At 52.6% G+C, this 13081-nt stretch carries 9 protein-coding genes and 1 pseudogene; 2 read left to right on the forward strand and 8 right to left on the reverse strand.

The features are described from left to right. Positions 1-141 precede the first annotated feature (141 nt). Positions 142-1089, forward strand: coding sequence for a 5'-nucleotidase (locus BMY09_RS13375; RefSeq protein WP_091359097.1), 948 nt, complete (start codon positions 142-144; stop codon positions 1087-1089). 3 nt (positions 1090-1092) lie between these two features. Here BMY09_RS13375 and BMY09_RS13380 read toward each other — a convergent pair whose 3' ends face one another. Together BMY09_RS13380 and BMY09_RS13385 are read right to left on the reverse strand one after the other, a co-directional pair. Next, the gene (locus BMY09_RS13380; RefSeq protein ID WP_091359099.1) at positions 1093-1977 is read right to left on the reverse strand and encodes a DMT family transporter; all 885 of its coding nucleotides are present in this window, start codon (positions 1975-1977) and stop codon (positions 1093-1095) included. Positions 1978-2032: 55 nt separating this feature from the next. Beyond that, positions 2033-4939 (reverse strand): insulinase family protein, encoded by a 2907-nt coding sequence (locus tag BMY09_RS13385; RefSeq protein ID WP_091359102.1) that lies wholly within the window; start codon positions 4937-4939, stop codon positions 2033-2035. A 363-nt stretch (positions 4940-5302) separates the two neighbouring features. Here BMY09_RS13385 and BMY09_RS13390 point away from each other — a divergent pair, with 363 nt between their 5' ends. Next, positions 5303-5959: a phasin family protein gene (locus tag BMY09_RS13390; protein WP_091359105.1), complete on the forward strand. Its 657-nt coding sequence runs from the start codon at positions 5303-5305 to the stop codon at positions 5957-5959. Positions 5960-6057: 98 nt separating this feature from the next. Here BMY09_RS13390 and BMY09_RS13395 read toward each other — a convergent pair whose 3' ends face one another. The 6 genes and pseudogenes from BMY09_RS13395 to BMY09_RS22535 all read right to left on the reverse strand — a co-directional run. Beyond that, complete coding sequence (locus BMY09_RS13395) at positions 6058-7281, reverse strand: UbiH/UbiF/VisC/COQ6 family ubiquinone biosynthesis hydroxylase (RefSeq protein WP_091359109.1); 1224 nt, start codon at positions 7279-7281, stop codon at positions 6058-6060. 201 nt (positions 7282-7482) lie between these two features. Continuing rightward, positions 7483-8754 (reverse strand): serine--tRNA ligase, encoded by a 1272-nt coding sequence (gene serS / locus BMY09_RS13400; protein WP_091359112.1) that lies wholly within the window; start codon positions 8752-8754, stop codon positions 7483-7485. A gap of 22 nt (positions 8755-8776) precedes the next feature. Next, on the reverse strand, positions 8777-9151 hold the full coding sequence (crcB, locus tag BMY09_RS13405; protein WP_091359114.1) for a fluoride efflux transporter CrcB: 375 nt from the start codon (positions 9149-9151) through the stop codon (positions 8777-8779). A gap of 3 nt (positions 9152-9154) precedes the next feature. Beyond that, positions 9155-10501 carry a replication-associated recombination protein A gene (locus BMY09_RS13410; RefSeq protein WP_091359117.1) on the reverse strand — a complete coding sequence of 449 codons (1347 nt, stop codon included), beginning with the start codon at positions 10499-10501 and terminating at the stop codon, positions 9155-9157. Beyond that, positions 10501-11157: an outer membrane lipoprotein periplasmic chaperone LolA gene (gene lolA, locus BMY09_RS13415; RefSeq protein ID WP_091359120.1), complete on the reverse strand. Its 657-nt coding sequence runs from the start codon at positions 11155-11157 to the stop codon at positions 10501-10503. The genes BMY09_RS13410 and lolA overlap by 1 nt, the downstream gene beginning before the upstream one ends. Before the next feature lie 2 nt (positions 11158-11159). After that, positions 11160-12650 (reverse strand): annotated as a pseudogene (locus tag BMY09_RS22535) (DNA translocase FtsK); the annotation flags it as partial. Between the last annotated feature and the right edge of the window lie 431 nt (positions 12651-13081).

Raw genomic sequence — 13081 nt, forward strand, 5'->3', positions numbered from 1 at the left:
GCAGAGTCAGAAGCGTAACAAAGGTAGCACTGATCATACCCAACACTGCCCATTTTTTGAACAGCGATCAGTAATGATTCGCGCCCCTTTGTATGTTTAACTAATGGCACAGATCTAACGATCATAATAATGGACAGTAACATGACATTTGCCCTGGATGAGGTTCTGGTGGTTGGTATTTCCAGCCGCGCGCTGTTTAACCTGGAACATGAAAACCGTATCTACCAGCAACAGGATGTAGAGGCCTACCGCCGTTACCAGTTTGAACAGGAGAATAAAATTCTCGATAAAGGGACCGCCTTTCATCTGGTGGAAGCGCTACTCAGCCTGAACACCCTTTCCGACGAGCGACTGGTCGAAGTGGTGGTGATGTCTAAAAACAGCCCTGATACCGGTTTGCGCGTATTGAAATCAATTCAGTACTACGGCCTGGATATTACCCGATCAGCCTTTACCGGAGGTGAATCACTCGCCCCTTTCCTGCAGGCATACAGTGTCGATCTGCTGTTAACCCGACACCCGGATGATGCGCAGGTGGCCATCGATACTCAGGATTGTGCTGCGGCGCTGATATACGATCCCCCCGAAAGCTTTCAGCCGGACCGTGACACCATCAGGATCGCATTTGATGCGGATGCGGTGCTGTTCTCTGATGAGTCAGAATATATCTATAAAACCGAAGGGCTGGAACGGTTTCAGGAAAATGAGTCAGACAATGAAGATGTCGTGCTTCCCGATGGTCCCTTTGCCAAACTGGTCAGAGTGCTTTCCAGACTCAACAGTAAACTGGGAGCAGATCGCTCCCCCCTGAGACTATCCATCGTGACGGCCCGCAACGGCCCGGCGCACTTGCGGGTGATTAAGACGTTGCGGCAATGGGGAGTCAATGTTGATCAGGCTTTTTTTCTAGGAGGGATGAGTAAAGAGCCGGTTTTGAGTGCTTTACGTCCCCATATCTTTTTTGACGATCAGCCCGCGCACCTGGTATCAGCCGCAAAACGGGTCCCCAGCAGTCAGGTTCCCTACCGCAGCGATTCACTGATCAACAGCCTGCCTCAGGCCTCCCACAGTGAAACCGGAGAGGATTAACCGTTACAGGACCGGGTCTGTCACCGGCTTTACCGGTTGCGAACGCTTCCCCGCCATCGCCACAATACCCGCACAGCAAACCAGCAGAATGCCCAGCAGAGTATGCAGTCCCAGCACCTCATCCCATACCAGCCAGCCAAGAACCGCCGCCATGGCAACCGAGCCGTAGGTGTAGGGTGCTAACTGACCGGCCGGAGCCATACCATAGGCTTTGCTGAGCAATAACTGTGCTACGGTTGAGGTTGCCGCCAGCAACACCAGCCAGCCAAACTGAACCAGGTTTAAGCCTGCGCCGCTCAGCCAGGCCGGAAAAGCGGACAACACTGCAGCGAACAGAGCAAAATAGAATACGATTAACTGGGGGGATTCGGTATCCCGCATCCGGCGTACCGTCACTTTCGCCAGGGCACCCAGACAGGCACCGAACAGAGCAATTAAAATGCCGATATTCACCGCGGTCTCTGTTGGATTGATAATAAAGGCGACACCGATAAACCCTACCAGAATCGCCAGTTTCACCTGCAGGTTTATCCGCTCTTTAAGCCACCATAAGGCGATCAGCGGCATAAAAAACGGGGCAGTCTGTTTCAGCAGTGCCGCCTGGGCAAGAGGAAGATGGCCCCAGGTATAAAACAGGCAGGTCATTGCCGTTACTCCTACCCCCGCGCGCATCAGATGGAAGTGGAGCTTGGTGGTGTGTAGGACAGAGATACCGTTACGCAGCATCCAGGGGACAAAAAGCATCAGCCCCAGCAGGTTACGAAAGAATACGATCATCTCGGTAGGCAACTCAGCAGAAACCTGTCGTATCACCATGCCGGATAGCACCAGAAACATTTCTGATATCAGGATCAGAGCCGCGCCGATCAGAAAACTATGATTTTTCATAAATAACAAAGCCCCTCTGTATCACTCAGAGGGGCTATTGAACTCCAGCAGCCAGTCAGAGGGCGATGATTTCAAACTGTTCATCCAGTTTGGCTGCCGCGGCCGGGCTGGTCACTACCGCAACGCTGGCCTGTTCCGGCTTGAGATAAGTTGCCGCCACCCGCTTCAGATCGTCCAGGGTGACCCTGAGAATACGCTGACGGAACTGTTCGCGTTGTTCTGGCGTGCGGCCAAACAGCGCACTGTGATAAGCCTGTTTCGCCTCTCCTGCGGGAGACCCCGGTTTATCGATGCTGCTGACAACCCCCAGAATCGCTTCTTCCAGCTTTTGTGCTTCCAGTTCGCTCTCCTGCAACCAGACCAGAGAGGCATCAAAATCCGCCAGAGTTTCGCTCAGGCGAGGATCACGATAGGAGAAGAAGCGGAATACTGCATCTGCCGAATCCTGCCCGGCACCACTACCGTAGGCACCGCCCTTTTCGCGCACGGTTCTGTGGAGAAAGCCATTACGCAGAAAATCACCCAGCACAGTGAGCGCTGCCGCATCAGTATGCTCCACCGGAACCGTCGGATAAGCCTTGGCACAGAAGTTCACCTGAGTACTCGTAGTCCAGGCCTGGGTAACACAGCTTCGGCTTGAAGGCAGAGTAAAAGGAACAAAACCATCCTCAGTCGTAACATCCTGCCACTGTGCAGCCAGGGTTTCAGCAACCTGCTGCTGGTGTTCAGCTTCAGTTACTATCAGGAAGCGCCGCGGCGCTTTTAACAGCTTCTGATGCAGCGCTTCCAGCGCATTGGCAAGTTGCTTCAGGTTATCCTCGTTGCGAATACTTTCATCCAGTGCTTTGATCGCACGAATACTCTGTAGCCCTCGTAAGTTATGGGACAACTGCCCGCCGGGTGACAGCTGACTGGCCGCTGCCATAATTGCCAGACTGTGTCCCTGCCCTGTCACGCTCTGTTCTTTACGGGTGCGCTGCTGCGATACCAGCTCACGAATCCGGCTCAGTTCGTCGAAACGGACAGTGGTTAACGTTTTATATACCAGACTGCTCATTTCAGCCTGCTTGCTAAGCAACGCCTTGGCTGACAGCGTCATGTAACCACTGACTTTCTGCTCATCATCAATACTGCCGCGCACCGATGAGTATGCACTGATGCTGCCGCACACCTGTGACTGCCAGGCCTGGGTATCCTGATAACTCTTACCATCACAACCCAGTTCAGTCAGACAGTGACTGTAGAGTGGGATGAGTTGTTGTTCCGCTTCACTCAGGGCAGGCAGATCGATAATCACCTGTTCATATACCAGACCGTTAGTCCCCTGAGGATAGAAGTGATATTTGAAGCCCTGTAGAGACTCTTCCGTCCCGTGAGGAATACGCATCTGTGCCGGTACATCCACGATGGTCACTTTTGGCAACAGGGTTTCATCGTCTATCTGGTTCTGCCGCTGCTCCAGTGCTTCAGCCTGCTGTATAACCGCCTGTTTCTGTTTCTCATCCAGCGACTGACGAATTTTTTCCAGTTTCGCCGTTTCCGCTGCATCGCGTTTTGCTGCCAGCTTAGCATCCGGACGTAGCGTCAGCCTGACCCGGTGGGGGTTATCCAGCAGCTCACGTACCATCGACGGGATGAAATCCGGGTGAGTAATCTCTTCATGCAACTTGGCCAGCACCGGATCGAGATTCAGCAGTGCGATGGGATCACCACGATGGATCGCAGATGACAACGAAGCCAGAATCAGGCTCATACCGTAGGGGTATCCGTCACCACTGATCTCGCGCTGACTCAGTTCCAACTGATGCAATGCGGCTTCGAGGTGCTCCTGAGGTACGCCTTCCTCAGCAACTTTGGCCAGCGTGTCCAGCACCAGTTGCTCAAACTCTGCTGCCTTGTCAGGCTCACTGCCTTCGATGCCGCACATAAAGCCCATCTCCCGGTTTGAATCTTCCAGGCCACAAAGCGGTGAAGGCGACGTTCCAAGGTCGGTGGATTCAAGGGCATAGCGTAATGGAGAGGAGCTGTTATCCAGCAAAACCCGGGACAGCAGGTGCGCTTTTAACTGCTGCTCAAGATCGATACTCGGGCCCAGCAACCAGGCCAGCACATGGTGGGTTTTAGCGCTGATATTTTCATCATCCAGGGCATAGGCCTCCTCAACTCTGACCGGAGAGAAGTAGCGTTTCTCGTCACCAACGGCTATCTCCTCATCGAGTTTGTCGAAACTGGCAAGTGCCTGGGTTTCAAAACGTTGCTGCAACTCTTCAACCGGAATATCGCCAAAGGTCATAAACACCGCATTGGATGGGTGATAATGGGTCTTATAAAAGTGCAGCAACTGCTCGTAACTGAGATCAGGGATCGCTTCGGGATCCCCTCCTGAGTTGTAATGATAGGTGGTAGATGGAAACAGATAACGGGTCAGGGTCTGCCACAAATAAGAGACTGGCGAACTCATCGCCCCTTTCATCTCATTGTAAACCACCCCTTTGTAGACCAGTGGACTATCGCTATCATTCGGTTCACTGAACTCAATCCTGTGACCCTCCTGGGCAAAATCCAGCGGGTCAAGACGGGAAAAGAATGCCGCATCAAGATAAACATCCAGCAGGTTAAAAAAGTCTTTACGGTTCTGGCTGGCAAATGGATAGGCAGTCCAGTCACTGCTGGTAAAGGCGTTCATGAAGGTATTCAGGGAGCGCCGGCTCATCATAAAAAAGGGATCGCGCACCGGATAGTTGCGACTACCACACAGCGCGGTATGTTCCAGAATATGGGCAACACCGCAGTTATCTTCCGGCACAGTACGAAAAGCAACAAGGAAAACATTTTCCTGATTATCAGCAGCAATATGATAATGAAGCGCACCAGTATTGGTATGCACATATTCCTGAACATCGATGCCCAGTGATTCGATTGTTTCGGTGCGCTTGTGTTGAAAAGCCGGGTGACAGGTCATAGCGTTATCCAATGTCAGTGATCTCAATGGTAGATATGGCGATCATTGTAACTAAATCAATCTCTTTTGACCCGCTCACATCAAAGAAATCGTGGATTAGTGATACGCCATCAGATATCTGAGCTAAAGTAACTATCAGGAACCCTCCGGCCGTAGTTTTTTAACCTGTTGTCATCTTTATTTCATCTATGATCTTTAGGTTAATATTGCCGGGAACTTCTGCCAAACAGTTGTGTTCTTTGTTAAATATCGCTTTGTTGCACTGCAACAACATAATTGACATTATTTCGTCCGCCGAATATAGTGAGCAAAAATGCTGCAACGCACAAAGATTGAAACTCTTGCGATCACAGGTGAAAAAACATGTACGAAGAAATGATGAAAGACGTTCAGGAAAACATGAAGCCAGTTGTTGATATGGCTGAAATCAACAAAAAAGCAGCAGAGAAACTGATCGAGCTGCAGTCTGGTTATGTGTCTGATTTTGTAAATGCGACCATGGCGCAAATGCAGGCACTGTCTTCTATCAAAGACCCGAAAGAAGCGATCGATCTTCAGGTTGAATATGTTAAGACGCTTGAAACTAAGCTGACCAATGTTGCTGAAGAAGAGATGGCAGCACTGAATTCAGCCAAAGCTGAACTGACAGCTGTGATTGAGAAAAGCTTCGCAGGCCTTGGCCTTAAAGATATGAACTACTTCGAAGACCTGAGCGCGTTCATGACTGCTGCAGCACCTAAAGCCAAAAAAGCTGACACAAAACCTGCGGCTAAAGCGGCTGCTAAGCCTGCTCCGGCCAAAAAGGCTGCAGCACCTAAACCTGCTGCCAAACCAGCTCCAGCTAAAGCCGCAGCGCCAAAACCTGCTGCCAAGCCTGCTCCGGCAAAGGCCGCAGCACCTAAACCTGCTGCTAAACCTGCCGTTAAAAAAGCGCCAGCGAAGAAGGCTGCAGCACCTAAAGCTGCCGTCAAGCCAGCTCCGGCAAAAGCAGCTGCCCCCAAGGCTGATGAAGCGAAATAAGATTTACTATCAGAATTTAAAAAACAAAAAACGGAACCTCAGGGTTCCGTTTCTGATTCTGCGCGCAAACGTTTCGCGGCGGTTTCCATAGCCGCCAACTAACTAAGGGGCTCCCCTCGCGCAAGGGCGGGCAGCTTCCCCTCCAGCCCCATCGCAAAACGCATCACTCTGTTTTTTGCAGGTACAATTCGTTCTGCTGCTCCGAGCCCCAGGTTTCTCAATATTTTTAACGGCAGAAGATTATTGGAGAAGACCCGGTAAAAACCATCCATCAGCTGCATCATCATCAGATTGTGATTCCGCCGCTGCTGTTCGTACTGCTGTAATAACGACAGATCACTGATCTCAATCCCAGCATGATGCCCCTGAAGTATTACCTCTGCCAGGGTTGCCGCATCCAACAGACCGATATTGACGCCCTGACCCGCCAGAGGGTTGATCATGTGGGCAGCGTCCCCCGCCAGGGCTACGCCCTCTTTGACATATTGCTGAGCATGCTGACGCCGTAATGGGAAAGCCCCTCGTTCAATCAGATTCTCGATCCCGCCGAGACACTCAGGAAAGGTTTGTGTCAGTTCATCGACAAAGGCGGTGCTATCAAGATTCAGCAGTCGCCTGATCTGTGAGGGGTGGTTGTACCACACCAGAGAACCGCGCTGACCCGACAATGGCAGAAACGCCAGCGGGCCGTCGGGCGTAAACTGTTGCCAGGTAATATCCTGCTGAGGCAATGCAGTTGCCACGGAAGCCACCAGTGCATGCTGGTCGTAATCCCAGCTATGCACGCCGATTCCAGCGGCCATTCTGACCCTGGACCCACCGCCATCCGCAGCGATCATCAGCTTGCCTATCAGTTCCCGGCCATCCGCCAGGCGCAACAGGCTACAGCCAGGCGAGTAATCGATGTCCACGGTTTCAGCCGGGCAGATCAGGTCGACATTGTCGAGGCGAGCAAGCTGCTCCAGCAGTGCCAGCTGAATGACGCGGTTCTCAACAATATAACCCAGATGATCCGCACCGATATCATCGCTGACAAACTCTGTAGAGGCGCGCTTTTCATCACTCTCCCACACCTTCATCCGCCGATACGGACAGACTCTTCGGGCGGTGATACCATCCCACACCCCCAGCGTTCTGAAGATCTGTTCAGAGGCGATGCTTAATGCAGAAACCCGCAGGTCATGTTCAGAATCCGGTTGAAAAGATGCCGGATATTGCTGTTCAACCACGGCGATCCTGAGATCGGTATTCCCCAGTGCTGCGGCGATGGTTGCCCCCACCATGCCCCCACCGACTATTAACAGATCATACCTGTTTTTCATTTTCTCTCCGAAGCGCTAGCCTGCTCAAATAGCAGTGAATTGTACCTTCCAGTCTGCGGCTTCTAAAGCGGTTTTACCGTGCAACCTGGACTGCATACACTGAACGGCAACCGGGTGATCTCTGCAAAGAATGGTTGCAGATACAAAAAAAGCGCCAGTAGCGCTTTTTTATTTATCGATTACAGACGTTCAGAGCTTAACTCAGAGTTCGGTAATACCGCCCATATAAGGAAGCAGCGCCTCAGGGACTTTAACCTTACCTTCAGCCGTCTGGTAGTTCTCCAGAATCGCCACCAGAGTACGGCCAACAGCCAGTCCGGAGCCATTCAGCGTGTGCACCAGCTCAGGCTTGCCGGTTTCAGGATTGCGCCAGCGGGCCATCATCCGCCGGGCCTGGAAATCTTCCATGTTACTGCAGGAGGAGATCTCACGATATTTCTGCTGACCTGGCAGCCATACTTCGATATCGTATGTTTTTGCAGCACTAAAGCCCAGATCACCACCACACAGGGTGACTACGCGGTATGGCAGATTCAGTTTCTGCAGAATTTTCTCGGCATTGCCAACCAGCTCTTCCAGCGCATCCCATGACTGTGATGGCTCTACGATATGTACCAGTTCAACTTTCTCAAACTGATGCTGACGGATCATGCCACGGGTATCACGCCCGTGACTGCCCGCTTCACTGCGAAAACAGGGCGTATGGGCAACAAATTTCAGCGGCATCTGCCCGGCATCAACAATCTCATCGCGAACGATATTGGTGACCGGTACTTCTGCTGTCGGGATAAGATAGTAATCACGCTCACCCGGCACCTTGAACAGATCCTCTTCGAACTTGGGCAACTGACCGGTGCCACGCAGTGAATCAGCGTTGACCAGATAAGGAACATAGGTCTCTTCATAGCCGTGTTCTGTGATGTGGGTATCCAGCATAAACTGAATTAATGCCCGGTGCATACGGGCGATACCTCCGCGCAGAACCGCAAAACGGGCTCCGGTAATTTTCGCGGCGGTGGCGAAGTCCAGCTCACCATTCTGCTCCCCCAGATCAACGTGATCTTTGGGCTCGAAATCCAGTTGGGTTGGCTCACCCCATTTGCGGATCTCAATATTATCGTCTTCGCTCAGACCGGCAGGCACTGACTCATGGGGAATATTCGGCATCCCCATCAGCAACGCATCCATCTTCTCCTGAACCTCTTTCAGCTGCTCTTTAGCGGCATCCAGTTGCTCTCCAAGGGTGCTGACTTCAGCCAGCAGAGGGGCGATATCTTCACCCGCCGCTTTGGCCTTACCGATATTTTTGGAGCGGGTGTTGCGCTCGTTCTGCAAGCGCTCAGACTCAACCTGCACATCGCGACGCTGATTTTCCAGCGCATTAAACTCGTCAACCGGAAACTTATAACCTTTCTTGGTCAGCAGCTGAGCTACTTCCTCCGGGTTAGAACGTATAAATTTAGGATCTAGCATAATGTCAGAAACAACCTTAAAGTCAGAACAGGCGAGTAAACCATAGGCCGCTGTACAGGGCGACCATGCAGAGCACCACGCTCATTAATATGTAAATTGCGGCGGACATTATATGCCCTTCTTGCAGCATGGTCACGGCTTCCAGCGAGAAGGTGGAAAAAGTTGTGAAAGCCCCCAGAAAACCAACCATCAGGATCGGCCTTAATTCCGGATTGATGCGGGCTTTTTCCATGATCAGCACAAAAAACACCCCCATCAGGAAGGAACCCAGAACATTACAGAGCATGGTGCCATAAGGCAGCTTATACTGGGCATTATTGACCAGCACCCCGCTCACCCAATAGCGGGCCAGGGCGCCGGTAGCGCCGCCTGCGGCGACTGAAAGCAGGTGTAGCATTGGCTAATCCTTATATCGTTGCTTGCTGCTGGAGCGGTCCAGCGCTTTCAAATGCTCGAGTTTATCACCGATGCGGATCTCCAGCCCCCGGGGCTGTGGCTGATAATAGTGACGCTCAGCAATTTCCGGTGGCAGATAACACTCTCCGGCTGCATAGGCATCCGGTTCATCATGAGCATAACGATATTCAGCGCCATATCCAAGGTCCTGCATCAGACTGGTTGGCGCATTACGCAGGTGAACCGGGACCTCATAACCAGGATCACTGCGCACATCCGCCATCGCCTGATTGAAGGCCCGGTAGACTGCATTACTCTTCGGCGCGCTGGCGCAATAGATCGCAGCCTGGGCAATCGCCCGCTCACCCTCTGCAGGTCCGACCCGTTCAAAGGCATCCCAGGCCGACAGGGCGACCTGCATCGCCCGGGGGTCAGCATTGCCAATATCCTCAGACGCAATCGCCACCAATCGCCGGGCGATATAGAGCGGATCGCAACCACCATCCAGCATCCGGCAATACCAGTACAGAGCACCATCAGGAGAGGAGCCGCGCACGGACTTATGAAACGCGGAGATCATATCGTAGAACAGATCTCCCTGCTTATCATAGCGGCGCGCACTGGACTTCAGCACCTCTTCAATAATCTGTGGCCCGATAGTGTATTGAGTGCCATCAAAATCAGCCAGATCGGCAGCAATTTCAAGCAGGTTCAGCCCACGCCGGCCATCGCCATCTGCCGCTGCCGCCAACTGATCCAGCGCCCCATCCTGAAAGACCAGTGGTTGCTGAGGGATACCCCGGTCAGGATCATGCAGTGCGCGCTGCAAAAGCGCCTCGATATCGTCCTGCTCCAGGCTGCGTAACAGGTAGACACGGGCCCGGGAAAGCAACGCATTATTCAGTTCAAAGGAGGGGTTTTCCGTGGTGGCACCGACAAACAGAAAGGTGCCATCTTCAATGTATGGCAGAAACGCATCCTGCTGAGATTTGTTAAAACGATGCACCTCATCAACAAACAGGATGGTTTTGCGCCCGGACTGCGCTTTCACCTGCAACGCCTGATCGACTGACGCACGAATATCTTTTACTCCGGACAACACCGCCGAGAGAATAATAAAATGAGCATCCACCTGATGGGCCAGCAGGCGGGCCAGGGTTGTTTTCCCCACCCCTGGCGGACCCCATAGAATCATTGAATGAACAGTCCCCTGCTCCAGGGCTTTGCGCAGTGGCTTGCCCTGCCCCAGCAGATGTTGCTGACCGCAGTATTCATCCAGCGACCGGGGTCGCATCCGGGCAGCCAGGGGTTCATATCCGGGCGGCTGGAGATCGTCAAACAGGTCTGCCATCAGTTAACAGGCTCCGCGGTGTTCTCGATAATAACATCGGTGCCTTCTGGCGGCACAAATGTGAAGAAATCTTCTGAATAGTCTGGATTAAGCTTCTGATTATTAAACATTATCGAAGTTTTCTGACCAAGAGAGTCTTCCATCTGCAACTCTTTAATCAGACCATCAGTAAACAGCAAACGGATACGGGTAAAGACTTCAGCATCATTAATGGGAAGCAGTTCAAACAGCTGATTACTGCCCTTCTCCTGCAATAACCGAATTCGGTACTGAGACTGTAACTGGTCTATCTGACCATTCAGAATCAGAGCCGGAACCCCTGAGTCACTATCAGCAACCTTACGACGGGTTGCCTGTTCCAGATCTGGGTCGTAGATCCACAGCGTATCACCATCACTGACCAGTGTTTGGGCAAATGGCTCGGTAGCAATCCATCTGAATTTATTGGGTTTAGCCAGCAACAGGGTCCCCCGGGAGTTATCCATACGGCGGCTATCTTCGCTGCCAGACACCTGATCAAAGTCAGCGCTGAAACTATCAAACTTTGCCAACAGACTGTCGAGCTGCGGCCCCGCATTTTCCTGAATATCAGCCAGGGCTGAGAAGCTCAGTGAACACCCCAGCAAAGCAACAGCCGCAATCTTTTTAAACATCATTATCAATCCTTAGGCGGTGGTGGAGCCAGTACTTCACGGGCGCCGTTATGACTGGCCGGAGAAACAACTCCAGCCGCTTCCATGGTTTCGATCATCCGGGCGGCCCGGTTATAACCAATTTTCAGTTTACGCTGTACAGAGGAGATTGAGGCTTTGCGGGTTTCGGTAACAAACGCCACCGCTTCGTCATACAAGGCATCCTGTTCATCATCCATATCACCGGAAAAGCCACTACTTCCGCCTTCAACAACCTCTGACAGATCGGTAATCAGATAGTCAGGCGCGCCGATCTTCTTCCAGGATTCGACAACCCGATGCACTTCGTCATCACTGACAAACGCGCCATGCACCCGGTTTGGCAGGCTGCTACCTGCTGGCAGATAAAGCATATCGCCGTTACCCAGCAGGTGCTCCGCTCCACTCTGGTCAAGCACCGTCCGCGAGTCGATCTTTGAGGAAACCTGAAAGCCTATACGGGTGGGGATGTTAGCCTTGATCAGACCGGTAATAACATCCACCGAGGGGCGCTGAGTTGCGAGAATCAGGTGGATACCGGCGGCCCGGGCCTTCTGCGCTATCCGCGCAATCAGTTCCTCAACCTTCTTACCCACCACCATAATCATATCGGCGAATTCGTCGATACACACCACTATATAGGGCAGTGTCTCCAGGTAGGGAGCCGGTGCGTCGGATGGTAGCCCCTGCTCTTCCGGATTCCACAGAGGGTCCAGCAATGGAGTACCTTTATCACGCGCTTCATTGACTTTATCGTTATAACCGGCAATGTTCCTGACACCCATTTTGGACATCAGTTTATAGCGCCTTTCCATCTCAGCAACACACCAGCGTAAACCACCGGCGGCCTCTTTCATATCAGTAATAACCGGTGCCAGCAGGTGCGGAATGCCCTCATAAACCGACAATTCAAGCATTTTGGGGTCGACCAGCATCAGCCGTACTTCATCCGGGGTTGCCTTAAACAGCAAGCTCAGCAGCATCGCGTTAACCCCCACCGACTTACCGGAGCCAGTTGTACCGGCTACCAGCAGGTGAGGCATTTTCGCCAGATTGGCAACCACCGGATTACCGGCAATATCGTTACCCAGCCCCAGCGTCAGCTTGGATGAGGCCTCTTTATAGGGTTTAGAGTTGAGCACTTCACTCAGGCGCACCATCTGCCGCTCTTCGTTCGGTATCTCGATACCGATCACCGATTTACCCGCAATGACCTCGACTACCCGCACGCTCATCACCGCCATAGATCGCGCCAAATCACGGGCCAGATTGGTTATCCTGCTGGCCTTGACACCCGGTGCTGGTTGCAGCTCAAACCGGGTAATAACCGGGCCTGGGTTAACCTCGACGACCTCTGCGACGATGCCAAAGTCTTTCAGCTTGCTTTCCAGCAGACGCGACATCTCCTCCAGTTGATCATCACTGTAACAATGCCCCTGTTTGAGTTCTGGTGCATCCAGAAGATCCAGTGACGGGATTTTTCTGCGGGGTTCACGGCGACGGTTGACCTGAGAAATATGATCCAGCCCCAGTTCGCTGTCCTTCATTGGCGTATGCGCTTCCGACAGCGGCACCACCCTGACGCCTTTGCGATCGACGACAGTCAGCGGCTGACCTGACTCAGACATATAAGCCTGTCCGCTGTGCGCATCAGCATACTCGGTTACCAGAGGAATATCGTCAGCGTGGCCCTGATCATGGGCAGAGGGATAGTCTGCCCGGCCAGTATCGAACGTCTGCTCAGTGTGCATGGTCTGATCAGCATAGTAATTGTCTGCAGCGACCGGGACGTCCTGAGGCTCCATCAGCGGTTGCTCAAAAAACGGTTCCTGGCGGCGCGCTTCATGTTTTTGCTCCGCCCTGTGTAAACCGTCCCGGACGGGCTGGTCTTTCAGGGTCGGCAGGTCAA

This window comes from Amphritea atlantica, from assembly GCF_900111095.1.
GTDB lineage: Bacteria > Pseudomonadota > Gammaproteobacteria > Pseudomonadales > Balneatricaceae > Amphritea > Amphritea atlantica.